A 24402-nucleotide genomic window follows, 5' to 3' on the forward strand; every position below is an offset into this window, starting at 1 on the left:
CCCGGCTCCGCCGCCCTGGCGGTCGCACTGATGTTGTGTGGTGGCGACCCGCTGCGCCCGGCTCCGCCGCCCTGGCGGTCGCCACTACCCTGAGAGCGTGCTGGACTTACGCGGGGATCCGATCGCGCTGACCGCGGCGCTGGTCGACATCCCCAGCGAATCGAGAAACGAAGCGCGCCTGGCCGACGAGGTCGAGACCGCGCTGCGCGCTCAGACCTCCGGCTTCGAGATCATCCGCAACGGCAACGCCGTGCTGGCGCGCACGCGACACCAGCGGCCGTCGCGAGTCTTGCTGGCCGGGCACCTGGACACCGTCCCGGTGGCCGGCAACCTGCCCAGCCGCCACGAGGACGGCGAGCTGCACGGCTGCGGCGCCGCGGACATGAAATCCGGCGACGCGGTCTTTCTTCATCTCGCCGCCACCGTCGCCGAACCCGTGCACGATCTGACCCTGGTGATGTACGACTGCGAGGAAATCGACGCAGCGGCAAACGGATTGGGCCGCATCGAACGCGAGCTCCCGGACTGGTTGTCCGCCGATGTGGCCATTCTGGGGGAGCCCACCGGCGGCTACATCGAAGCCGGTTGCCAGGGCACCTTGCGCGTGGTCGTCAGCGCCACCGGGACCCGTGCGCATTCGGCGCGGCCCTGGTTGGGAGACAACGCCATTCACAAACTCGGTGCGGTGCTGGTGCGGCTGGCCGCGTACGAAGCGCGCAGCGTCGACATCGACGGCTGCACCTACCGAGAGGGCTTGTCGGCGGTGCGCATCGACGGCGGTGTGGCGGGCAACGTCATTCCCGATGCGGCCGCGGTGACGGTCAACTTCCGCTTCGCCCCGGACCGGTCGGTGCCCGACGCGCTGCAACACGTGCACGACGTGCTCGCCGGGCTGGACGTGCAGATCGAACGGACCGACGCCGCGGCGGGCGCGATGCCCGGGCTGTCCCAACCCGCCGCCAAGGCCCTGGTCGACGCCGCGGGCGGTAACGTCCGCGCCAAGTACGGCTGGACCGACGTCGCGCGTTTCGCCGCACTGGGCATACCGGCGGTCAACTTCGGGCCCGGTGATCCCAACCTGGCGCACCGGCGCGACGAACGCGTGGCGGTCGCCAACATCACCGCCGCGGTGGACATGCTGCGCGGCTACCTGAACGGCTAAGCCTTATCGCTGCCGCATCGCCGCGCCTGCGCGGCGGCGTCGCCGGCGGCGGCGTGCATACCGATCGACGTCAGCTCGTCCGACACCGCCCGCAGCGCCGCGGCATCGGCGGCGGTAAGCGCGCGGGCATGGGCCAACGCGATTCTGCCCACGACACAGTCGATCTCGCCGCACAGCCGGGCCAACGGATCGGCGGCCCGGCTGTCACCGAGCCGCACCGCCTCGTGCCAGACGCGCACTGCGACGGCCCGCTGCCCGCCCCGTTCGGCCGCGCGGGCGGCATCGCGCGCGGCGGCCACCGCACCGTGCGAGTCGCGCATCAAGGCCAGCCGCCATGCCCGCGCCACCCCGAGTTCGGGTGCGAACAACGCGGACTTGGTTCCGTGCCGGGATTCGGCTCTGCTCAACGCTTTCGCCGTCGCGGCGGTGTCGCCCAGTTGGGCCAGCGCCGTGGCCAACAAGGTCAGCGACAGCGGGCCCCACGAATAGCCGGTGCGTTGCAGAATAGCTGCAGCCGGGGCTAGTAACGTTGCTGCAGAAGAGAATTCACCGTCGGTGATCAACACATGCGCCAGCAGCACCTCGCCGATCGCGCGGCCCGGCTGCTGCAATTCGGCGAAGTCGGTGAACTGCCGGGCGAGTTGGCGGGCCTCGTCGAGCCGGCCCGCCAACATCAGCGTGGTCGTTTGGCCGAGCCCAATGGTGAACCGAAGCAACCCGGGATGTTCGGCGCCCAGGGCGCGCTGCGCCAGCGGCTCGACGTCATCGAATCGGCCCTGCCGCGCCGCGCACAACGCGGCCGCGCTCCCGGCCCAGGCCACCGCCTGGTCATCGGCCGACGGTGAGGCGAGCACGTCGCCGGCGACCTTGACCGCGTGCGCGACGTTGCCCGCGTTCATCGCGAAGGTCGCGCTCAACGCGTCGAGGGTGTTCCGCGGGCCGGTATCCGCGACGCGGTTGCGGACGGTCCGCAGGAACGCGGTGGCGCGCTCCGGCTCGCTTCGCATCCAGAACTGGTTCGCCGCCCGCAGCAAGGCCCAGTCCATGAGGGCGGCTTCGGTCAACCCGGTGGAGTCGACGTCGGCCAACACCGAATCGGCCTCGCGGCCACGACCCTGCCACGCCAGCGCGTGTGCCAGCGCGAGCCGGGCCGCCAGGCCGGCGGAGCGCTCGAGCGCCGAGCGGGCCAGCCGCTCGCCCAGTGGCAGGTCGCCCAGTCGCAACGCCTGCTGCGCGGCGGCGACGACGTCGGCGGGCCGTGGGGGCGCGCCGCTGTCCAGCGCCAACGACACCAGCCGCAGCCGGTCGCTGAGGTGGTCGGACGGATGCCGTGACAGCAGCTCGACCAGCTCGGTGCGTCGCTGGCGCGCGTCGTCGGGGTCGAGCGCGGCCCGCGCCCGATCGGCGAACAGCGGGTGCGCCGTATACACGACCGGGTCGTCGGAAGTCCCGCCCCGCACCCGGGTCTCGGCCGCGCCCCACTTGACCGTCTCCGCCACCGCGCCGTCGCCGGCGAGGACGGTCAGATCGGCGAGCGACAGCGGCTCGCAGATGGCGAGGTAGTCCAGCACCGCCCGTGCCGCCGCGGGCAGCTCGGTGAGGAAGGCGTCGACCTCACTGGGCGGCGTCGTCCCGCCGGGCGCCTCGATATCGATCCGGGCGAGCAGCCCGTCGCCCCACAGCGCGGCGATCGCGTCGGGGGCGGAATCGGCGCGGGCGGTGACGATCAGGCGCGCCCCGCCGGCCCGCGCCAGCTGGTAGACCAGCGTGGCCGATAGCACGTCCAGGTGTTGGGCGTCGTCGATGACGAGCAGCAGGTCATCACCGCCCAGGGAGGCGCGGGCGGCCCGCAGCAGCGCGGCGGGCTTGCCGATGTCGGCGATCTGCACCAGATGGCTGAAGGCCCCGAACGGGACCGCGCGTTCGGTCGGGGTGCCGGTGACCCAACGGATCAGCGTGCCGGGATGCTGATCGGCGAAGTGCTCGGCCGCGACGCGGGCCAAGGTGGATTTGCCGACACCGTCGGGTCCCAACACCACCGCGCCCCGGCCCCCGTCGCCCAAGGCCCCGTCCAGCCGCTCTGAGGCCGTCGCATGTTGGGGGACGTTCCATCGAATCGGCACTGCCGGATTTTATGGCGCACGAGCCCGCCGGCAAGGCGAAAGCCCCAGATATGAGGGGCTGTCGCGGTTGGTCTACCTTTGGCGGATATGCCCGGGGAACGCGATTCAGCAGGCGAGTGGGCGGTGTGTGTGTACTGCGCGTCCGGCCCGCAGCATCCCGAATTACTCGGCGTCGCTGCGGAACTCGGCGAGGCGATCGCCGAGCGCGGCTGGACTCTGGTGTGGGGCGGCGGTCGTGTTTCGGCGATGGGCGCGGTGGCGAGCGCGGCGCGGGTCCGCGGCGGCCGCACCGTCGGCGTCATCCCCGAGGTATTGATGCGCCGCGAGATCGCCGACGCCGATGCCGACGAGCTGATCGTCAGCGACACCCTGCATGAGCGCAAGCAGATCATGGAGGACCGCGCCGACGCGTTCATTGCGCTGCCGGGCGGCATCGGCACCCTCGACGAGTTGCTCGACACATGGACGGCGGCCTACCTCGGTCTACACGACAAACCCATCGTGCTGCTGGATCCGTTGGGTCACTACGAAGGGCTGTGGCTTTGGTTGTGCGGATTGCTGGACAGCGGTTACGTCTCCCAGGCGGCGATCGACCGATTGGTGCTGGTCGACAAGGTGAGTGCCGCGGTGGACGCGTGCGCGCCCGGCTGAGCCCGCCGACGGTTCGGTCGCCCCTACTAGGCTGTCCGCCGAGCTTTACTTTTGGAAACGAATCGAGGGGATCACGTGTCCGATCGTGACGGGGGAGCACGCACGGCGGTCAAACTGACCGACATCGCATCTCGGGTGCCGGCCGTGCTGGCCGACCTGCCGGTGATCGCGCGCGGACTGCTGACCGGGCTGCTGGTCCAGCCGGGCTCCAAGAAATCGATCGGCACGGTGTTCCAGGAGCGGGCCGCCCGCTACGGCGACCGGATCTTCGTGCGGTTCGGCGACCAGCAACTGACCTACCGCGACGCCAACGCGGCCGCCAACCGATACGCCGCGGTGCTGGCCGCGCGCGGGGTGGGCCACGGCGACGTCGTCGCGATCATGCTGCGCAACTCGCCCAACGCCGTGCTCGCCATGCTGGCCGTGGTCAAGTGCGGCGCGGTCGCCGGCATGCTCAATTACCACCAGCGCGGCGAGGTGCTCGCGCACAGCCTCGGCCTGCTGGAAGCCAAGGTGCTCATCGCCGAGACCGATCTGGTCAGCGCCGTGGCCGAGTGCGGCGGCTCGGGCGGCACCCAGACGCTCACCGTCGAAGACCTGGAGCGGTTCGCCCTCAGCGCTCCGGCCACCAACCCGGCGTCGGCGTCGGCCGTGCACGCCCGAGACACCGCGTTCTACATCTTCACCTCGGGCACAACCGGTTTCCCCAAGGCCAGTGTCATGACGCACTTGCGGTGGCTGAAGGCTCTCGCGGCGTTCGGCGGCATCGGGTTGCGACTCAAGAGTTCGGACACCCTTTACTGCTGCCTGCCGCTGTATCACAACAACGCGCTGACCGTGGCGCTGTCGTCGGTGATCAACTCCGGGGCGACGCTGGCGCTGGGCAAGGCGTTTTCGGCGTCGAAGTTCTGGGACGACGTGATCGCCAATGACGCCACCGCGTTCGTCTACATCGGCGAGATCTGCCGCTACCTGCTCAACCAACCGCCCAAGCCGACCGACCGGGCGCATCGGGTGCGCGTGATCGGCGGTAACGGGCTGCGCCCGGAGATCTGGGACGAGTTCACGAAACGATTCGGCATCCCGCGCGTCTGCGAGTTCTACGCCTCCAGCGAGGGCAACACCGCCTTCATCAACATCTTCAACGTGCCCAGGACCACGGGCATCTTTCCGATGCCGGTCGCCTACGTGGAATACGACCCCGACACCGGGCAGCCGCTGCGTGACGACAGTGGGCGGGTGCGCCGGGTGCCTGCAGGCCAGCCCGGGCTGCTGCTCAGCCCGGTCAACCGGCTGCAGCCCTTCGACGGGTACACCGACCAGGAGTCGACCGAGAAGAAGCTGGTGCGCAACGCTTTTCGTGAGGGAGACTGCTGGTTCAACTCGGGCGACGTGATGAGCCCGCAGGGTCTGGGTCATGCGGCGTTCGTCGACCGGCTCGGCGACACCTTCCGCTGGAAGGGCGAAAACGTGGCCACCACGCAGGTCGAGGCGGCACTGGCGTCCGACGAGTCCGTCGAGGACTGCACGGTCTTCGGGGTCGAGGTGCCGCGCACCGGTGGTCGGGCCGGGATGGCCGCGGTCAAACTGCGCGACGGCGCCGAGTTCGACGGGCAGTCCGTCGCCCGCGCCGTGTACGAGCAGCTGCCCGGCTACGCGCTGCCGCTGTTCGTGCGGGTGGTGGAGTCGATCGAGCAGACCACGACCTTCAAGAGCCGCAAGGTGGAGTTGCGCGAGCAGGCCTACGGCCCCGACGTGCAGGACCCGCTATACGTGCTGGCCGGGCGCGGCGACGGCTACGTGCCGTTCTACGACGGGTACCCCGACGAGGTGGCCGAGGGGAAACGCCCGTAGGGCCGACTGTGCCGACTGCGCCGACTGTGCGCCCTGCCGCACAGTCGGCGTCCAGTGTGCGGTTAGCCGCACACTCGCATCCCCGAGCCGCGCCCGACCCGGTGACCGGGCACCATATACGTGTGCAATCGACACCGTCGGCGTCAGCCGGCCAATCGACACCGTCGGCGCCAGCCGGCCAATCGATGCTGTGCGGCCGCCCGGTCGCAGGCGATCGCGCGCTGATCATGGCGATCATCAACCGCACCCCGGATTCGTTTTATGACAAGGGGGCGACCTTCAGCGACGAGGCCGCCAGGGCGGCCGTGCACCGGGCCGTGGCCGACGGCGCCGATGTCATCGACGTCGGCGGCGTCAAGGCCGGCCCGGGCCAAGAGGTCGACGCCGACGCCGAGATCGCCCGACTGGTGCCGTTCATCGAATGGCTGCGCGGCGCCTACCCTAACCAGGTGATCAGCGCCGATACGTGGCGCGCCGAGGTCGCCAAGGTGGCCTGCGCGGCGGGTGCGGACCTGATCAACGACACCTGGGCCGGCATCGACCCCGTCCTGCCGGAGGTGGCCGCGGAGTTCGGGGCGGGCCTGGTGTGTTCGCACACCGGCAACGCTCGGCCGCGCACACGCCCGTTCCGCGTGACCTATGGAACCAGCCCGCGCGGCGTGGTCGACGACGTCATCGCCCAGGTCACCACCGCCGCCGAGCGGGCGGTCGCGTGCGGTGTGGCCCGCAAACGGGTGCTGATCGACCCGACCCACGATTTCGGCAAGAACACCTTCCACGGGCTGCTGCTGTTGCGCCACGTCGGCGATCTCGTTAACACCGGGTGGCCGGTACTCATGGCTTTGAGTAACAAGGACTTCGTCGGGGAGACTCTGGGTGTGGAATTGACCGAGCGGCTCGAGGGAACGTTGGCGGCCACCGCGCTGGCGGCGGCCGCCGGTGCGCGGATGTTTCGCGTGCACCAGGTCGCGGAGACCCGCCGGGTGCTGGAAATGGTGGCCTCGATCCAGGGGACACGCCCGCCGGCCCGCACGGTGAGGGGGCTCGCATGACGACATCGGACCTGGTCGCCGGCGATCTCGCCAGCGACGGGATGCTGGCCGCCCGGCCGGGAGACACCTGGTTGGCCAACCGCAGCTGGAACCGTCCCAGCTGGACCATCGCCGAACTGGAGGCCGCCAAGGCCGGGCGGACCATCTCGGTGGTGCTGCCTGCCCTCGACGAGGAAGAAACCATCGAGTCGGTGATCGAAAGCATCTCACCGCTGGTCGATGGGCTGGTCGACGAGCTGATCGTGCTGGACTCCGGCTCTACCGACGACACCGAGATCCGGGCCGTCGCCGCCGGTGCCCGCGTCGTCAGCCGCGAGCAGGCGCTTCCCGAGGTGCCGATACGGCCCGGCAAGGGCGAGGCGCTGTGGCGTTCGCTGGCGGCCACCCGCGGCGACATCGTGGTGTTCGTCGACTCCGACCTGATCAACCCGCACCCGATGTTCGTGCCGTGGCTGGTCGGGCCCCTGGTCACCGGCGACGGTGTTCACCTGGTCAAGAGTTTCTACCGCAGGCCCCTCATCGTCGCCGACGTGGGCGGCAGCGCGGGCGCCACCGGCGGCGGGCGGGTCACCGAGCTGGTGGCCCGGCCGTTGCTTGCGGCGCTGCGGCCCGAGCTGGGCGGCGTGCTGCAGCCGCTCGGCGGCGAATACGCCGCCACCAGGGAGCTGCTGACCTCGGTGCCGTTCGCCCCGGGCTACGGCGTGGAGATCGGCCTGCTGGTGGACACCTTCGACCGACTGGGTCTGGACGCGATCGCCCAGGTCAACCTGGGTGTGCGGGCGCACCGCAACCGGCCGTTGGCCGAGCTGGGCGCGATGAGCCGCCAGGTCATCGCGACCCTGCTGTCGCGCTGCGGGATTCACGACTCCGGGGTCGGACTGACCCAGTTCGTGGCCGTCGGGCCCGACGGGCCCAATGGTCAGAGCTACACCCAGCACACCTCGCCGGTGTCGCTGGCGGACCGGCCGCCGATGCAGGTGATCAGACCCCGGTAGGTCCCGGCGGGTCACGCTGGACGTCGCGGTGTCGGCGGCATAGGGCAATATCGATCCCGTGGCGTTGGTGTTGCTGTACCTGGTGGTTCTGGTGCTGGTGGCGATCGTCCTGTTCGGCGCGGCCAGCCTGTTGTTCGGTCGCGGTGAGCAGCTGCCGCCCCTGCCGCGGGGGACGACGGCGACGGTGCTGCCCGCCTACGGGGTGACCGGTTCCGACGTCGACGCCGTCAAGTTCACCCAGGTGCTGCGCGGATACAAAACCAGCGAGGTCGACTGGGTGCTGGATCGGCTCGCCCGCGAGCTGGAGGCTCTGCGCGGCCAGTTGGCCGCGGTGCACGCCTCGCCGGTCGCCGAACCGCAGACCGAGGACGATTCCGGGGAACCCGGCGAGGGCGAGGATCGTCAGGACTCAATGTGAGCGACGACGAGCTGGTTCGGTGCGGCTGGGCAGCCATTCGGCCCGGGCCGGACTTCGAGATGTACCGCGATTATCACGACCAGGAGTGGGGCCGCCCGTTGCACGACGGCGTGGCCCTGTTCGAGCGGATGAGCCTGGAGGCCTTTCAGAGCGGCCTGTCGTGGCTGATCATCCTGCGCAAACGGGAGAATTTCCGGCGCGCGTTCTCCGGCTTTGACATCACGGCGGTCGCCGAGTACACCGACGCCGACGTGCAGCGGCTGCTGGCGGATCAGGGAATCGTGCGCAACCGCGCCAAGATTGAGGCGACGATCGCCAACGCGCGCGCGGCCGCGGAGCTGGGAACTTCGGCGGACCTGGCGGAGCTGCTGTGGTCGTTTGCGCCGCCGCCGAGGTCACGGCCGGCCGAGGGGTCCCAAATTCCCTCGGCCACTGACGAATCGAAGGCCATGGCGCGTGAGCTCAAGCGGCGCGGCTTCCGCTTCGTGGGCCCGACCACCGCGTATGCCTTGATGCAGGCGACCGGAATGGTCGACGACCATATCCGTGGTTGCTGGGTGCCCCCGACCGCCCCCTGAGCACACAGTTGTGGGTCTTTGTACAAGCGGTGACCTGGATAGGGGACAATGGGGGGGTGATAACTCAGTTCGACGCCGGGTATGGCTTGAAATTCGCTGGCGGGGCATGCTCGGTGCCGACCAGGTCCGCACGGCCGGGCCAGCTCGAACCTGGAGGGAGTACTCGATGGCGGCGATGAAGCCCCGGACCGGAGACGGTCCTCTGGAAGCAACGAAGGAGGGGCGCGGCATCGTGATGCGGGTACCACTTGAAGGTGGAGGTCGACTGGTCGTCGAGCTGACGCCCGACGAGGCCGCTGCCCTCGGTGACGAACTCAAGGGCGTCACAAGCTCCAGCTAGGGCTTGCCGCCGAACGGGACTCGGCGGTGCTACGCGCACACCTTCCGATAGATCTCCAGGGTCTGCTCGGCGACGTGGGCCCAGGAGAACTCCTCGACGCAGCGTTGGCGTCCTGCTCTGCCGTAGCGCTGCGCTTTTTCGTGGTCGGCGATGAGCTCGTTGACCGCCCCGGCCAATCGGGCCTGATAATCCGCCGCATCGTCGGGGTCGTAATGCACCAGAGTCCCGGTGACCCCGTCGGCGACCACCTCCGGGATTCCGCCGACGTCCGAGGCCACCACCGCGGCCGAGCAGGCCATCGCCTCCAGATTCACGATGCCCAACGGCTCATACACCGACGGACACACGAAAACAGATGCCGCGGACAAGATTTCGCGTAACTCCCCGATGGGAAGCATTTCTCGGATCCAGAACACACCGGTGCGGCAGCGGGCCAGGCGGGCGACCGCGCCCTGGATCTGGTCGGCGATCTCCGGGGTATCGGGGGCCCCCGCGCACAGCAGCACCTGCGCCTCCGGGCTGAACCGGTGCGCGGCCGCCACCAGGTGCGCAAGTCCCTTCTGGCGGGTGATCCGACCCACGAACACCACGAGGGGCCGGGCCGGATCGACGCCGAGTTCGGCCAGCATCGATCCGGTTTGCATCGGGCCCGCGGGGCGCCAGACATCGGTGTCGACGCCATTGCGGATGACGTGCACGGCGCCGGGATCCAGCGCGGGGTACACGCGCAGGATGTCCTCGCGCATCGCGGAACTGACCGCGATGACGGCGTCGGCGGCCAGTACCGCGGTGTGCTCGACCCAGGTCGAAATTCGGTAGCCGCCGCCGAGTTGCTCGGCCTTCCACGGGCGCAGCGGCTCGAGTGAATGCGCAGTCAAGACGTGCGGGACGTCGTAGAGCAGCGCGGCCAGATGCCCGGCCATGCCGGTGTACCAGGTGTGTGAATGCACCACGGTGGCCGCCGATGCCGCGTTGGCCATCATCAGGTCGGCGGACAGTGTCGTCATTGCCGCGTTGGCGCCCCGTAACCGCGGGTCGGGCTGGTGCACTTGCACTCCCTGGGCGCCCGGCCGCGGTGCGCCCATGCAATGCACGTCCACCGCGCACAGCCGCCGCAGTTGGGTGACGAGTTCGGTGACGTGTACTCCCGCCCCGCCGTAGACCTCTGGGGGGTATTCCCGAGTCATCATCGCCACCCGCATACCCGCACCGTAGTTCGACGGCGACGAGACCCGCGAGTCGGGCGGCCACACCGTTCGGGCGATCTGTTTGCCGGCAAGGCCAATTACCTTGACGGACAGCCCCACAGAACGCTGGCAATAGCCCGTTCCCCCTGGCAGCGTCTCGCGGCGGCCGATAGGTTTGACACCATGAGGGAAGCACCACACGTGCTGGGCATCGTCCTGGCCGGCGGTGAAGGCAAGCGGCTGTATCCGCTGACCGCGGATCGCGCCAAGCCCGCCGTTCCTTTCGGGGGCGCCTATCGGCTGATCGACTTCGTGCTGTCCAACCTCGTCAACGCGCGCTATTTGCGGATCTGCGTTCTCACGCAGTACAAGTCGCATTCACTGGACCGTCACATTTCGCAGAACTGGCGGTTGTCCGGTTTGGCCGGTGAGTACATCACGCCGGTGCCCGCGCAGCAGCGCCTCGGTCCGCGCTGGTACACCGGTTCGGCGGACGCGATCTATCAGTCGCTCAATCTCATCTACGACGAAGACCCCGACTACATCGTGGTTTTCGGTGCCGACCATGTGTATCGGATGGATCCCGAGCAGATGGTGCGGTTCCACATCGACAGCGGGGCCGGCGCGACGGTAGCCGGCATCCGGGTGCCGCGCAGCGAAGCCACCGCGTTCGGATGCATCGACTCCGACGAATCCGGGCGCATCCGCCAATTCGTCGAGAAGCCACTGGATCCGCCGGGTACCCCGGACGACCCCGAGGCGACGTTCGTGTCGATGGGCAATTACATCTTCACCACCAAGGTGCTCATCGACGCGATCCGGGCGGACGCCGACGATGACCATTCCGATCACGATATGGGCGGTGACATCATCCCGCGGCTGGTGGACGACGGGATGGCCGCGGTCTACGACTTCAGCGACAACGAGGTACCCGGCGCCACCGATCGTGACCGGGCGTACTGGCGGGACGTCGGAACGCTGGACGCGTTCTACGACGCGCACATGGACCTGGTGTCGGTGCATCCGGTGTTCAATCTGTACAACAAGCGCTGGCCGATCCGCGGCGAGTCGGAGAACCTGGCGCCGGCCAAGTTCGTCAACGGCGGCTCCGCGCAGGAGTCGGTGGTGGGCGCCGGCAGCATCATCTCGGCGGCCTCGGTGCGCAACTCGGTGCTTTCGTCCAACGTGGTGGTCGACGACGGCGCGATCGTGGAGGGCAGCGTGATCATGCCCGGCGCCCGGGTCGGCCGCGGTGCGGTGGTGCGCCACGCGATCCTGGACAAGAACGTCGTCGTCGGCCCGGGCGAGATGGTCGGAGTGGATCTGGAGAAGGACCGGGAGCGCTTCGCGATCAGCGCCGGCGGCGTGGTCGCTGTGGGCAAGGGCGTCTGGATCTAACTCGGCCGGCGCCGCTCGGCGGGCTCAGGGGACCTCCGGGACCAGCAGGTGCGCGCCGCGATCCGGACCCCAATGCAGGGTGACGCGGCCGCGCGGTGAGTCCGCGTAGGCGGCCGGGAATTGGCCGGTCAGCGGGTTTCTCGGAGACAGCCAGCGGCCGCCGACCACCAGTCGCAGCTGCTCGCCGGCGCGGAACAGCGTCGCCGAGGGGCCCAGCGCGACATTGACCTCGACCACCTCGCCGGCGGAGACCGGCCATGGATCGGTACCCGTGGTGACGGGTTCGGCCGGACGGGAAAGCCCGGGATCCAGGGTGCGCAGCGCGATTCGCTGCCAGCCGGTGGTCACCCGGTCGCGGCCATACCCGTACGACCCCTCGAATCCGACGAAGCGACCGTTGCGCCACTTCTCCACCCCGACGAACAGGTTCGCGTCGTCGCAGCCGGTCAGTTCGACCCACAACCGGGCGGCCATCGGCCCGGTCAGCTCGATGTCTTCGGGAACCGTCCAGGTGAAACATGCTGCACGCGAGTGTGTTTCAAAGGTCACGCTGCCGGGGTTCGTGGGCGGCTCGGGTGTCAGTTTCCCGTTGGCACCCAAATATGTTGGGCGCCAACGGGTGCGAGCCAGGGGCCATTCGGCTTCTTCGCGCACTGCGGTGACCGTGTCGCGGTCCTCGCGTATCTCGAGGCGCACACTGCGCGAAGCCGGAGCACCGTCGAGCACACCGCGGAAGAACCTCAGCTGCTCGGCCAGTGCGGACTCGGAGTAGAAGGTGGTCCACTTGCCGCCGCGATGCGTGTAGAGCCGGGCGTGGCTGGATCCGCCGTGCGTGAACGCGCGCACGGAGCCGCGGCTGTGCAGGTTGTTGTCGGAGAGGCTGCCGCAAACCAGCATGGGCACCCTGATCGACGACAGGTCCGGTACCAGTGAGCGCCAGAACTCGTCGCGCAGCGGGTGGGTGTCCTGCATACGTTCGAGGTCGTAGGTCTGCCGCGTGTCGCGTCGCACGTTTCGTGACCACATCCTGGTGAAGCCCCGCTCCCGGACGCCGCCGGGAAATGTCAGGTCGCGGTAGGCGTCCGTGAAGCCTTCCCACGGGCAGATCGCTCGCAGTGCCGGCGGCTGCAGCGCGGCGACGGCATACTGGCTGATGGCCAGGTAGGACACCCCGAGCATGACGACGTCGCCGTCGCTCCACGGTTGGCCGGCGATCCACTGCACCAGGTCGTAGGTGTCCTCGGCCTCTTGTCGCGACAACAGGTTTCCGGTGCCATCGGAGTGCCCGCAGCCGCGCGAGTCGGCATTCACCACGACGAAGCCCTGCGCGGTCCACCACGCCGGGTCGGGCGCTTCCCAGCCGGTCAGCGCCGAGAAGGTCACCGGTCGTGGCTGGCGCAGTGCCCGATACTGCACCGAAAACGTCCACTTGTCACCCCGCCGTTTCGGCAGGTTGTCCTTGCCGTAGGGATGGATGCTGAGGACGACCGGTCGGGCTTCGGCGCCGGATTGACGAAAGACGTTGATCCGCAAGACCGTTCCGTCGCGCGTTGGGACAGCGACGTCATGCTCGACATGGAGGTCGGTGGGCGGGTCGGTGACGGTGACGGGGGGTTTGGCGATGCCGCGAATCCTGCTCAATGCGTATTGCAGCCCACCGGACCGTCGCCACGGGCGGTCCAGCGTCGGTCGTCGATTAAGCACCACGCCAACACCCTAGGCGCGCCGGTTACCAGATGTAGGGAACCAACCGATAGCGCACGCGTTCGGCGTACTCGCGGTAGCCGGGCAATTTGTGCATGAGCAGCTCTTCCTCGTCGAAGATGCGTAGCGCGAGCATGACGGCGCCCGGGATGACGAAAAACAGCCCCCAGTAAGAGCCGAGCGCGAGGGGGATGCCGATCATCATGATCACGTTTCCGACGTACATCGGGTGGCGCACCATCTGATAGAGGCCGCTGGAAACCAACGACTGGCCCGCCTCCACCGTGACCGTGGCGGCCGCATAACTGTTCTGGACGATCACCAGCATGGCGATCCCGAGCCCCGCCGCCACCAGCAGGTCACCGAGCAGCGACAACCAGGCCGGCACCGACGACCAGCCGAACCGATGGTCGAGCGCGCTGAACACCATCGTCGCGAAGAGCCCCAGTAACGAGCCGGTGATGATGAATTTCTGCGCGGTCCGAGGTTCGGCCCGCGGGCCCGCACGCATCCGTCGTTGCAGGGCCGCAGGATTCGCCCGGCCCAGATAGACCGTGGGCACGACGGTCGCCACCGTGAACACGGCGATGAAAACCCACGCCTGCCAGTAGTGGAGCGTCCCGGCCGGTAAGAGGAGGATCAAAATCCACGAGAGAACGCCTGCGATGGATGTCGTCGTCACTCGGATTCCGGTTTTCATCACGCTCCTAGCAGCGTAGATCGCGGCGCCGAAAAGCCATGGCACCCAGAACCATCAACCCTACGTCGATCCCCAGTAGCCATAGCAAGGGTACGGAGGTGAAATCATCGCCGATTCTGGGGATGTGTGCGAATGGCTCCAGGTCGAGCAACCACTGCGAGAACCCGGCCAACGACCCGATCAGGTACAGGGCGACGAAACCGATGAGCACGCCCCAGGCCACCGGCGTGAATCGGGGCGCGACGCCGAACACGCAGACCGTGACCGCCGACAACAGCCAGACGGCGGGCAGCTGGACCGCCGCGCTTGCCACCACCGCGGCCAGCTTGCCGCCGACATCGCCGGCCGCGATGCCGTAGACGACACCGGCCGTCACCCCACTGGCCAGCATCGCCACCGAGGACCCAGCCAGCGCGATCACCAAATGGCTTGCCAACCAGCGGCTTCGCGACACCGCACCGGCCAACACCGTTTCGGCCCGCAGGCTGGATTCTTCCTGGTGCAACCGCAAGGTGAGCGAGACGGCGAACGCGGCCGCCACCATGCCCATCATGGCGAACGCCACGGCGATGAAGGCCTGCTCGAGGGCGTTGGTGCCGCCCATCCGAGCGACGATGTCGCGGGCCGCGCCGCTGTCGCCCAGCTGGTCGCCGATGCCATGCACCACGCTGCCGACCAGCAGCCCGTACAGGCACAGCCCGATGGTCCACAGCAACACCGCGGCGCGGTCGAGCCGCCACGCCAGCCCGAGGACGTTGCCCAGTGCCGGAGCAGCGGTCGCGGGGCCGGGGCGTTCCGCGATGAGCCCGGCGCCGACATCGCGGCCGGCGAGCAGGCGATACGCGAGGAGAGTCAACGCCGCCGCCGTCACCAGGTGCAGGAGCAGCACCCACCAGCGATCACCCGCATACGGTTTGACCAGTAACGACCACCCCAGCGGAGACAGCCACGACAGTGTGCCCGAACCGGCATCGCCGACGGCGCGCAGCGTAAACGCGGTTCCCAGTAGGGCGAATGCGGCACCGCGGGCGAACCTGGCGCTGGGCGACAACTGCGCGGTCACCGCGGCGACCGCGGTGAACACCAGGCCGGAGCAGGCCAGCGCCGCCCCGAACGCCAGCGATCCGGCAGCCGGGACGTCGGTGGTCAGCAGTCCCGCCGCGCCGATCGCGCCGGTGCCGATCGAGGCGCCGAACGACAGCAGCAGTGCCGCGCTCAGGCTGGCATAGCGGCCGATCGCGGTGGAGTCCACCAACTCGGTCCGTCCGTTCTCCTCATCGGCGCGGGTGTGCCGGATCACGGTGAGGATGACGGCCACCGCGATCAGCACGTGGAACATCCCGGCTTTCCAAATCCCTACGGCGCCAAGGCTGTCGTTGTAGACCTGGCCATACAGAGCGCGCTGGGCCGGGCTGGCCATGATGGAGGCGGCGAACCCGGCGCGGCCGGCCTCGGTGGGGTAGATCTTTTCGATGCTGCCGACGTACACCGTGGCCAACGGCACCGACAGCAGAAACATCCACAGCGGCAACGAGATCCGGTCGCGGCGCAGATAGAGCCGCAGCATCGCCAGCGTTCCGGAGAAATTCGAACTGCGAAGCGGTGCGGGCGATGCCGATGCGTACGGCCGGTCCAGGGTTGCCGCGCTCATGACAACGACACCTTCTCGGTATCGCGCCCGTGCCGGCCGTCGCCGCCGGACGTGTCATAGTGGCGCAAGAAGAGCTCTTCGAGAGTCGGCGGCTGGCTGACGAGACTGCTCACGCCGGCGTTGCCGAGCACGCGGATGAGCTCACCCAGGCTTTCGCTATCGACCTGGGCGCGCAGCGTATTGCCCTCGACGCTGATGTCCTCGACACCCTTGATTCGCCTGAGATCACCTGGATCACCGGTCATTTCGGCCCTGATCGAGGTGCGGCTCAGATGCCGCATGGAGTTCAGCGAACCACTCTCGATGGCCTTGCCGGCCCGGATGATCGTCACCCGTTCGCACAGCGCTTCCGTCTCGGCCAGGATGTGGCTGGACAGCAACACCGTCGCGCCCCGGTCGCGGGCCTGTGCCACGCACTGTTGAAACACGTTCTCCATCAGCGGGTCCAGACCGCTGCTGGGCTCGTCCAAGAGTAGCAGTCTGGCGTGGGACGAGAACGCCGAGATCAGGGAGACCTTCTGGCGGTTGCCCTTCGAATAGGTGCGGGCCTTCTTGTGCGGGTCCAGGTCGAAGCGCTCGATCAGCTCGGCTCGGCGCCGTTTGTCGATGCCGCCGCGCATGCGGGCCAGCAGATCGATGGTCTCACCGCCGGTAAGCGACGGCCACAACGTTACATCGCCTGGGACGTAGGCGATGTGACGATGCAGCGCGACGGACTGGGTCCAGGGATCGCCGCCCAGCAGCCGCACGCTGCCGCGGTCGGCTTTCACCAGTCCCAACAGGATGCGGATGGTGGTCGACTTCCCGGCGCCGTTGGGGCCCAGGAACCCGTGAACTTCCCCCTCCTGCACCGTGAGGTCCAGTCCGTCCAGTGCCCGCGCCACGCCGAAATTCTTGGTGAGCCCTCGGATTTCGATGGGTGAGGAGCCGACGGAATTTTCAGTTGCCATGGGATTCTCCTTGATCTTCGGCAGCCAGGAATGCGTCGTACATGGTTCGGTCGGTCAGCAATCCTTCGGTATAGACCTCCAGCGCGGGCAGCACCATGTCGCGCGAGTAGTCGCGCAGTACCGCACGGAGATCCGTTGGGGTTTCGTGCATTTGGATGTAGAGAAGGAATCCGCCGCCGCCCGTGATCGCCAGATATTTGGCCCGGGCCCGGGGATCGCGGCTGGGCTTGATCGTCCCGGCGCGCACGCCCTCTTCCATGTATTCCTCGGCGTTGTCAATCATCCTGCGCCACAGCATGTTCGCCAGGTCGCCACCGGTCTGCATGCTGCGCACCAGGTATGCCATCAGTGGTGCGTAATCCTCGATCTCGGCCATCTGGGCGAACCAGGTGGCCGGGTCGTTGGATTGAAGCGCCTCGGACTTGGTGTTGCGGATCTTCTCGGCGATGTGCTCCTCGCAGGCCTTGCGCAGGCCCTCCTTGGAGCCGAAATGGTGGATCACCAGCGCCGCACTGACGCCCGCCGCTTCGGCGATCGCGCGAAGGCCGACGCCGAACCCGTGCTCGCCGAATTGCTCGATGGCCGCATCGCGGATCCGGGCCACGGCCGTCAGGTCGGCTGAACGCATGTTCAGTACACTAAACGCACGTTCAGTCCGCCGTCAAGGCGCCTGCACGCGCAGACGCGAAAGCACCCATTTCGATACGAAATGGGTGCTTTCGGCTTCTGCGCGGCCGAATTAGTCGCGGACCGCGGCCAGAATGCCGTCGCCGAGCGGGACCAGCGCCGGGGTGAGCCGCTCGTCCTCGGCGATCAGGCGGGCCGCCTCCCGCACCGCGACCACCTCGGCGTCGCGGGCAGCCGGGTCGCCGGCCCGCCCGCCCAGTGCGGCCCGGTGCACCACGATCACGCCGCCGGGGCGCAGCAACCGGACACCCTCGACGACGTATTCCGGCTGATCGATCGGGTCGGCGTCGATGAACACCAGGTCGTAGGACTCGTCGGCGAGCCGGGTGAGCACCTCTTGGGCGCGGCCGCCGATCAGCCGGCTGCGCGACGGGCCGATGCCGGCCTCGGTGAACGCCTGCTTGGCCAGCCGCAGGTACTCGGGCTCGATGTCGATCGTGGTCAGGACCCCGTCGTCGCTCATGCCCGACAGCAACCACAGCCCGCTGACGCCCGCGCCGGTGCCCACCTCGGCGACGGCCTTGCCGCCGCTCAGCTTGGTCAGCAGGCTCAACAGCGCGCCGACCGCCGGCGTCACCGCGCCCGCACCGATGTCCACGGCCCGCTCGCGGGCGGCCGCGAGCAGCGCATCCTCCGATATCGATCCCTCGGCATGGGCAAAAAGCGAGTCGGCCCGACTGGGTGCTGCTTGGCCGGGGGCTTCTGCGTCGGTGCCGTCCATGCCCGCAGCGTATTCCACTTCATCGCGCCGTCCGACAGGCGCGCCTGAACCGGGCCGCCGCGACACGCCCAACCAGTGCGGCGCGTTTGAGGCGACCGCGTGACGGATATCTCCTGCACAGCGCGGTAATGAAACGGATTCTCAGGCTCAGCTCAGATTGTTCATATACCGCACATACGCCGATACGCGACGGTGTTCCTATGGATCGCGGAACGTGTTCGGCGGGGAATACCGAACGGCAACTGCCTGTTGCCGTCGATAACGAAGTGCCAGTGATTGGCGCACCCGATTCGGAGGAATTGATCATCACCACGCTTCTCAGCCCGTCCAGCATGTCTCACGCGCAAGAGCGCGTCGCCGACGAGTGGGTGGAGCCGTCGGACGCGCCGCAGGGGACCGCGGTTTTCGACGCGACCGGGGACAAGGCGGCGATGCCGTCGTGGGACGAGCTGGTGCGCCAGCACGCCGACCGGGTGTACCGGCTGGCTTACCGGCTTTCCGGCAATCAGCACGACGCCGAGGACCTCACGCAGGAGACGTTCATCCGGGTCTTCCGGTCGGTGCAGAACTATCAGCCGGGGACGTTTGAAGGGTGGCTGCACCGCATCACCACCAACCTGTTCCTCGACATGGTGCGCCGGCGCGCGCGCATCCGGATGGAGGCGCTGCCCGACGACTACGAGCGGGTGCCCGCCGACGAGCCCAACCCCGAGCAGATCTACCACGATTCACGGCTCGGGCCTGATCTGCAGGCCGCGCTGGATTCGCTGCCACCGGAATTCCGCGCCGCCGTCGTCCTGTGCGACATCGAAGGTCTGTCCTACGAGGAGATCGGTGCGACCCTGGGCGTCAAGCTCGGCACCGTCCGCAGCCGCATCCACCGCGGGCGCCAGGCCTTGCGGGACTACCTGGCCGCGCACTCGGATCGGGACGCGCTGCGCGCCCAATCGGCGTAGCCAACGACGGCCTCGCCGGTCTCGGTGGCGGAGCGATCAGGTAGATATTCAGCGGCTTCGCGCCCGTAGCTGCGGTATTGCGCACCGGCTCGCGCTACATTCGAGATGAGGTGGCAATAACAGTGAGTGGCGAGGAGTTGGTGATGCCCGATCGTGGACATGTGTTCCGCCGCGCGTTCTCCTGGCTCCCCGCACAGTTCGCCTCCCAAAATGACGCGCCCGTCGGCGCGCCCCGCCAGTTCGGTTCCACCGAGCACCTGTCCGTCGAAGCCGTCGCCGCGTTCGTGGATGGTGAGCTGCGGATGAACGCGCACCTGCGGGCTGCGCATCATCTGGCGATGTGCCCTCAGTGCGCGGCCGAGGTCGACGATCAGAGTCGGACGCGCGCCGCGCTGCGCGACTCCCACCCCATCCGCATCCCCACCGCGCTGCTCGGAATGCTGGCTGACATTCCGTACGACTCGCCCGACGACTCGACCGGACAGGCATCCGACCCTTTCGCCGACCGCGATGCCCGTGAACGGCGCAAGCGTCGATAGCGATCGATTCGCACCCTCGGCGGCGCACCCGCCCCACACGCTCGCTCATGTCGACCAACGGCGCGCCGTGGATACTAGGGTGGACACGGACAACGCCGGTGCCGCGTATATCGCCCGGTAAAGGCCCGCCTTGAGCGCTCAAGTAGAGGATCCAAAAGGGACAACGTGACCTCCGACCAAGGCTTCGACCGAAGCAATGACAGCGGCAACCGCTTAGCGCCGCGCCCCGTCTCGCGTCCGCCGGTCGACCCCGCATCGCGGCGGGAGTTCAGTCGTCCCGACGGGCTGCGCGGGTCGTTCCTGGCCGAGCGCGTCCGTCCGCAGAAGTACCGGGACCAGGCCGAGTTCAGGCCGAACGATCGGCCGGCCGACCCCGTCCTCCAGGAGGCGTTCAGGCGGCCGGGCGGCAGCCCCGACTCCTTGCAACGCCATCCCGTCGATGTGGGGGCGCTGGCCGCCGAGAAAGACGGTATGGAGCCCGACGGGCCGAACGATCCCTGGCGCGATCCGGCGGCCGCGGCGGCCTTGGGAACACCGGCGGTCGCGCCGTCGACGTCCCGGTCCGCGCTGGGCTACGGCGGCAAACTGGGTGTGCGCGACGTGTTGTTCGGCGGCCGGGTGTCCTACCTCGCGTTGGTCGTCTTGGCGCTGATCGCGTTGGTCATCGGCCTGATCGGCGGGGTGGTGGGCCGTAAGACGGCCGAGGTCGCCGAGGCGTTCACCACCTCCAAGGTGACGTTGTCGACCAACGGCAACGGGGAGGGTCCTGCCGGGCGTTTCGCCAAGGTTGCCGCCGCGACGGCGGGCGCCGTGGTGACCATCGAGTCCAAGAGCGACCAGGAGGGCATGCAGGGCTCCGGCGTCGTGATCGACGGGCGCGGCTACATCGTCACCAACAACCACGTGATTTCCGAGGCGGCGAACAACCCCAGCCAGTTCAAGACCACCGTGGTGTTCAACGACGGCAAGGAAGTGCCCGCCAACCTGGTGGGCCGCGACCCCAAGACGGACCTGGCCGTGATCAAGGTCGACAACGTCGACAACCTGAGCGTGGCGCGCCTGGGTGATTCCGACAAGGTGCGGGTGGGCGATGAGGTCCTCGCCGCGGGTGCACCGCTGGGGCTGCGCAGCACCGTGACGCACGGCATCATCAGCGCGCTGCACCGGCCCGTCCCGCTGTCCGGTGAGGGCTCGGACACCGACACGGTGATTGACGCCCTGCAGACCGACGCGTCGATCAACCACGGCAACTCCGGCGGCCCCCTGATCGACATGGATTCCCAGGTGATCGGCATCGACACCGCGGGTAAGTCGTTGTCCGACAGCGCAAGTGGGCTCGGCTTCGCGATCCCGATCAACGAGGCCAAGGAAGTCGCCGAGACCTTGATCAGGGACGGGAAGATCGTGCACCCGACGCTGGGAGTCAGCACCCGGTCGGTGAGCAACGCGATCGCCTCCGGCGCCCAGGTCGCCAATGTGAAGGCGGGAAGTCCCGCGCAGAAGGGCGGCATCCTGGAAAACGACGTCGTCGTCAAGGTGGGTAACCGCAAGGTCGCCGACTCCGACGAGTTCGTGGTCGCGGTGCGGCAGTTGACCATCGGCCAGGATTCCCCGATCGAGGTGGTCCGCGACGGCCGGCACGTCACCCTGACGGTGAAACCGGACCCGGACAGCGGCTAGATGTTCGCCAACGTCGGCTGGGGAGAGATGCTCGTACTCGTCGTGGTCGGGTTGGTGGTCCTCGGCCCGGAGCGGCTCCCCGGCGCCATCCGGTGGTCGGCCACCGCGCTGCGCCAGGCGCGCGACTACCTGAGCGGTATGACCAGCCAGTTGCGCGAGGATCTCGGACCCGAGTTCGACGACCTGCGCGGCCCGCTCAGCGAACTGCAGAAACTGCGGGGCATGACCCCCCGCGCCGCGCTGACCAAGCACTTGTTGGACGGCGACGACTCGTTCTTGACCGGAAACTTCGACAAACCGGTGAACGGGGCGTCGGCGGAGACGCCGCATCCCGGCCCTCCCGCAGCAGCCAACGGACAGATGTTCCCGGCCGAACAGCAGCAGACCGGCGGCCACACTCCGTTCGACACCGACGCGACCTGATCCGAAAGGGCCAGCGCTCAGCGCCCTTTCGGATCGAGCCCCAGCGACACACCGGCGAGCCCGCGCTGGCGCGAGGACAAACTATCGGCCACCCCTCGCAACGCCTTGCCCGCCGGCGAATCGGGCGCGCTCATCACCAGCGGGGTGCCGGAATCGCCCGCGTCCACCAGCGCGGGATCCAGCGGGATCTGACCCAGCAGCGGCACATCGGCGCCGACCGCCCGGGACAACCGCTCGGCCACTTGTGCGCCGCCACCCTCGCCGAACACCTTCAACGTGGAGCCGTCCGGCAGGGTGAGCCCGGACATGTTCTCCACCACGCCGGCCAAGCGTTGGCGGGTCTGCAACGCGATGCTGCCGGCCCGCTCGGCGACCTCGGCCGCGGCCAACTGCGGCGTCGTCACCACCAAGAGCTCCGCGTTCGGGACCAGCTGAGCCACCGAGATGGCGATGTCGCCGGTCCCCGGTGGCAGATCGAGCAGCAGGATGTCCAGGTCGCCCCAGTAGACGTCGGCCAGGAACTGCTGTAGCGCGCGGTGCAGCATCGGCCCGCGCCACACCACCGCCGAGTTGCCCTCGGTGAACTGAGCGATCGAGATGACCCGCACCTCGTGAGCGATGGGCGGCAGGATCATCGACTCGACCTGGGTGGGCCGGTCGGTGGTGCCCATCATCCGGGGGATGGAATGGCCGTGAATATCGGCGTCCAGCACCCCGACGGACAGCCCGCGCGCGGCCATCGCGACCGCCAGGTTGACCGTGACGGTGGACTTGCCCACCCCGCCCTTCCCGGACGCGACCGCATAGACCCGCGTCAGTGAATTCGGTTGCGCGAACGGGATAACCGGGTCGCGGGCGTCACCGCGCAACTGCTTGCGCAATTCGGTGCGCTGCTCGTCGCTCATCACGTCCAGGGTGACCTTCACCGCGCCGGTACCCGGCACGTCGGACACGGCCTGGGTGACCCGGTCGTTGATCTCGGTTTTCATCGGACAACCGGCGATGGTCAGGTAGATCGTGACGTGAACCGAGCCGTCGGGCTCGATCTCGACGCTCTTGACCATTCCGAGCTCGGTGATCGGACGCCGTAGTTCGGGGTCGATCACCTTCCCCAGTGCAGTGCGGATCGCCGCGCTCAGGTCGGCTGCTGTATCAGAAGATTCATGGCTGGACATCACTGCCGAGTGTAGGCCTGCGCGGCACAGCCGTTTGGCGGAGACCCGCTGTGCCCGGCTTCGCCGTGCTTGCGATCGCCGCTGGGCTGTTTGGCGGCGACCCGCTGTGCCCGGCTTCGCCGTGCTTGCGATCGCCGCTGGGCTGTTTGGCGGCGACCCGCTGCGCCCGGCTTCGCCGCGCTTGCGATCGCCGCTGGGCTGGTCAGCTGGCCGGGCCGGGGGCCGGCTTGGGCGACGTCCCGGCTTGCGGTGCTCCGGCGGCCAGAGGTGGAGCAACGTCCGGGGGCGGCGGCGCGAACGGCGCCGGGGGCCCCGCGGGCGGCGAACTCTGGGTGCCGATGCAGATCACCGTGCACCCGGGACCGTGGGCCGGCGCCTGCTGAGGTGTGGGGGTCATCCAGGGGAACATCGGCGGGGGACTGACCAGTGCGGGGCCGCTCAAGTCGATCAGCGGGACGCGCGCCAGCGGGTCGTCCAGCGGTAGGCCGTTGATGTTCATCGGCAGGTTGGGCCCGAGCCCCTCCGGATGCTCGAGGTGTGCGTCGCCCAGCGGCGGCGGCGGTCCGGTCATCGGCGGCAGGTCGACCGGCACAACGCCCGTCGCGTATGCCGCCGCCCAGCCCAACACGTTCTGGGCATAGGGCATCGAGTTGTTGTAGCGCAGAATCGCGCTCAACACCTGCGACTGATCACGCAGGTTCAGTCCACCGCTACACAGGTACCGGGCAGCCGCGAGGGTGGAGTCGAACAGGTTCTGTGGGTCCGCGACGCCGTCGCCCTTGCCGTCGGAGGCGTAGCGCGCCCAGGTCCCCGGCAGGAACTGCATCGGCCCCATCGCGCGGGCGTAGGTGACGCGATTGCCGGCGCTGCTCTGGATGATGACTTCGTTGCCCAGCAGGGTGCCGTCCAGGGACGGGCCGTAGATCGGGGTGATCGCGGTGCCGCGTGCGTCAACCGCACCGCCGCCCGCGTGACCCGATTCGATGCGCCCGATCCCGGCCAGCAGGTTCCAGCTGATGCCGCAGCCCGGGGCGGCGACGGCCATCTTCTGTTCCGCACTGCGGTAGGCGGCCAGTGCGATGCTCGGAATGCCCAGTGCGCCTGGCGCATTGACGATCATTCTCGGCGGTGGAGCCGATAACGCGGGCTCGGCGACGTGAAAGGCGGTGGGGCCGTGGTCGATTGCGATGACGGCGGGCCCGGTGAGGTCGGGGAAAGTGGGGGAGACCGCGGCCACCGGAGTGACGGCCGCATGGACCGACGGCATTTGCGCCGGAAGTTCAGGAGCCGCCCCGCTGACGGCGCCCGCGAAGACCAGCGGAGTAATCATGGCGACGCCGAATATCGGCTTGCGCGAATTTCGAAGTGCTCGCTGCCGCACAGTCGCGGCGGCCGGGCCCGCACCCCGCCTTCCCCCTATGCGCACTCGACCGTCCTAGGTATGTGAGCTGGGTTAAC

23 protein-coding genes are annotated in these 24402 nt (G+C 68.6%); 13 read left to right on the plus strand and 10 right to left on the minus strand.

All coding sequences use genetic code 11. The annotated features are described in order from the left end of the window. Positions 1–97 precede the first annotated feature (97 nt). The gene (gene dapE, locus EPN51_RS07470; protein WP_293039417.1) at positions 98–1162 is read left to right on the plus strand and encodes a succinyl-diaminopimelate desuccinylase; all 1065 of its coding nucleotides are present in this window, start codon (positions 98–100) and stop codon (positions 1160–1162) included. Here dapE and EPN51_RS07475 read toward each other — a convergent pair. Further along, positions 1159–3285: an AAA family ATPase gene (locus EPN51_RS07475; RefSeq protein ID WP_293039420.1), complete on the minus strand. Its 2127-nt coding sequence runs from the start codon at positions 3283–3285 to the stop codon at positions 1159–1161. The genes dapE and EPN51_RS07475 overlap by 4 nt on opposite strands. 87 nt (positions 3286–3372) lie before the next feature. Between EPN51_RS07475 and EPN51_RS07480 the strand changes: the two genes are divergently transcribed. The 7 genes from EPN51_RS07480 (at position 3373) to EPN51_RS07510 (ending at position 9173) form a co-directional block, all read left to right on the plus strand. Continuing rightward, positions 3373–3936, plus strand: coding sequence for a TIGR00730 family Rossman fold protein (locus EPN51_RS07480; protein WP_293039423.1), 564 nt, complete (start codon positions 3373–3375; stop codon positions 3934–3936). 75 nt (positions 3937–4011) lie between these two features. Beyond that, positions 4012–5790 carry a long-chain-acyl-CoA synthetase FadD6 gene (gene fadD6 / locus EPN51_RS07485; RefSeq protein WP_293039426.1) on the plus strand — a complete coding sequence of 593 codons (1779 nt, stop codon included), beginning with the start codon at positions 4012–4014 and terminating at the stop codon, positions 5788–5790. A 185-nt stretch (positions 5791–5975) separates the two neighbouring features. Then, the gene (folP, locus tag EPN51_RS07490) at positions 5976–6842 is read left to right on the plus strand and encodes a dihydropteroate synthase (RefSeq protein ID WP_293039766.1); all 867 of its coding nucleotides are present in this window, start codon (positions 5976–5978) and stop codon (positions 6840–6842) included. Then, the gene (locus EPN51_RS07495) at positions 6839–7837 is read left to right on the plus strand and encodes a glucosyl-3-phosphoglycerate synthase (RefSeq protein ID WP_293039429.1); all 999 of its coding nucleotides are present in this window, start codon (positions 6839–6841) and stop codon (positions 7835–7837) included. Before folP ends, EPN51_RS07495 begins: the two co-directional genes overlap by 4 nt. A gap of 58 nt (positions 7838–7895) precedes the next feature. Then, on the plus strand, positions 7896–8255 hold the full coding sequence (locus EPN51_RS07500) for a DivIVA domain-containing protein (RefSeq protein ID WP_293039432.1): 360 nt from the start codon (positions 7896–7898) through the stop codon (positions 8253–8255). Continuing rightward, complete coding sequence (gene tag / locus EPN51_RS07505) at positions 8252–8833, plus strand: DNA-3-methyladenine glycosylase I (RefSeq protein WP_293039435.1); 582 nt, start codon at positions 8252–8254, stop codon at positions 8831–8833. The genes EPN51_RS07500 and tag overlap by 4 nt, the downstream gene beginning before the upstream one ends. 166 nt (positions 8834–8999) lie before the next feature. After that, positions 9000–9173 carry a DUF3117 domain-containing protein gene (locus EPN51_RS07510; RefSeq protein ID WP_003878471.1) on the plus strand — a complete coding sequence of 58 codons (174 nt, stop codon included), beginning with the start codon at positions 9000–9002 and terminating at the stop codon, positions 9171–9173. Positions 9174–9202: 29 nt separating this feature from the next. Here the strand turns inward: EPN51_RS07510 and glgA are convergent, their stop codons facing one another. Further along, on the minus strand, positions 9203–10375 hold the full coding sequence (gene glgA, locus EPN51_RS07515) for a glycogen synthase (RefSeq protein ID WP_293039687.1): 1173 nt from the start codon (positions 10373–10375) through the stop codon (positions 9203–9205). A 168-nt stretch (positions 10376–10543) separates the two neighbouring features. Here glgA and glgC point away from each other — a divergent pair, with 168 nt between their 5' ends. Then, the gene (gene glgC, locus EPN51_RS07520; protein ID WP_293039690.1) at positions 10544–11758 is read left to right on the plus strand and encodes a glucose-1-phosphate adenylyltransferase; all 1215 of its coding nucleotides are present in this window, start codon (positions 10544–10546) and stop codon (positions 11756–11758) included. A gap of 24 nt (positions 11759–11782) precedes the next feature. Here glgC and EPN51_RS07525 read toward each other — a convergent pair whose 3' ends face one another. The 6 genes from EPN51_RS07525 to EPN51_RS07550 all read right to left on the minus strand — a co-directional run bounded on the left by EPN51_RS07525 (position 11783) and on the right by EPN51_RS07550 (position 18171). Continuing rightward, positions 11783–13465, minus strand: coding sequence for a CocE/NonD family hydrolase (locus EPN51_RS07525; RefSeq protein WP_293039693.1), 1683 nt, complete (start codon positions 13463–13465; stop codon positions 11783–11785). A 22-nt stretch (positions 13466–13487) separates the two neighbouring features. Beyond that, the gene (locus EPN51_RS07530) at positions 13488–14162 is read right to left on the minus strand and encodes an isoprenylcysteine carboxylmethyltransferase family protein (RefSeq protein ID WP_293039696.1); all 675 of its coding nucleotides are present in this window, start codon (positions 14160–14162) and stop codon (positions 13488–13490) included. Between the two features lie 7 nt (positions 14163–14169). Further along, a complete protein-coding gene (locus EPN51_RS07535; RefSeq protein ID WP_293039699.1) occupies positions 14170–15813 on the minus strand; it encodes an ABC transporter permease in 1644 nt (547 codons plus the stop codon). Then, on the minus strand, positions 15810–16763 hold the full coding sequence (locus EPN51_RS07540) for an ABC transporter ATP-binding protein (protein ID WP_293039702.1): 954 nt from the start codon (positions 16761–16763) through the stop codon (positions 15810–15812). The genes EPN51_RS07535 and EPN51_RS07540 overlap by 4 nt, the downstream gene beginning before the upstream one ends. After that, on the minus strand, positions 16753–17391 hold the full coding sequence (locus EPN51_RS07545; protein ID WP_293039705.1) for a TetR family transcriptional regulator: 639 nt from the start codon (positions 17389–17391) through the stop codon (positions 16753–16755). Before EPN51_RS07545 ends, EPN51_RS07540 begins: the two co-directional genes overlap by 11 nt. Positions 17392–17502: 111 nt before the next feature. After that, positions 17503–18171 carry an O-methyltransferase gene (locus EPN51_RS07550; RefSeq protein ID WP_293039707.1) on the minus strand — a complete coding sequence of 223 codons (669 nt, stop codon included), beginning with the start codon at positions 18169–18171 and terminating at the stop codon, positions 17503–17505. Positions 18172–18371: 200 nt separating this feature from the next. Between EPN51_RS07550 and sigE the strand changes: the two genes are divergently transcribed. The 4 genes from sigE to tatB all read left to right on the plus strand — a co-directional run bounded on the left by sigE (position 18372) and on the right by tatB (position 21769). Beyond that, positions 18372–19127 (plus strand): RNA polymerase sigma factor SigE, encoded by a 756-nt coding sequence (sigE, locus tag EPN51_RS07555; RefSeq protein WP_293039710.1) that lies wholly within the window; start codon positions 18372–18374, stop codon positions 19125–19127. 143 nt (positions 19128–19270) lie between these two features. Next, positions 19271–19666, plus strand: coding sequence for an anti-sigma E factor RseA (gene rseA / locus EPN51_RS07560; protein ID WP_293039713.1), 396 nt, complete (start codon positions 19271–19273; stop codon positions 19664–19666). Positions 19667–19831: 165 nt separating this feature from the next. Continuing rightward, positions 19832–21346 (plus strand): trypsin-like peptidase domain-containing protein, encoded by a 1515-nt coding sequence (locus EPN51_RS07565; RefSeq protein WP_293039716.1) that lies wholly within the window; start codon positions 19832–19834, stop codon positions 21344–21346. Further along, positions 21347–21769: a Sec-independent protein translocase protein TatB gene (tatB, locus tag EPN51_RS07570; protein ID WP_293039719.1), complete on the plus strand. Its 423-nt coding sequence runs from the start codon at positions 21347–21349 to the stop codon at positions 21767–21769. Between the two features lie 17 nt (positions 21770–21786). Here the strand turns inward: tatB and EPN51_RS07575 are convergent, their stop codons facing one another. Then, positions 21787–22944: an Mrp/NBP35 family ATP-binding protein gene (locus EPN51_RS07575; RefSeq protein ID WP_293039722.1), complete on the minus strand. Its 1158-nt coding sequence runs from the start codon at positions 22942–22944 to the stop codon at positions 21787–21789. A gap of 202 nt (positions 22945–23146) precedes the next feature. Then, on the minus strand, positions 23147–24370 hold the full coding sequence (locus EPN51_RS07580) for a lytic murein transglycosylase (RefSeq protein ID WP_293039725.1): 1224 nt from the start codon (positions 24368–24370) through the stop codon (positions 23147–23149). Between the last annotated feature and the right edge of the window lie 32 nt (positions 24371–24402).

This window comes from Mycobacterium sp. (assembly GCF_004298145.1).
Taxonomy (GTDB): Bacteria; Actinomycetota; Actinomycetes; order Mycobacteriales; family Mycobacteriaceae; genus Mycobacterium.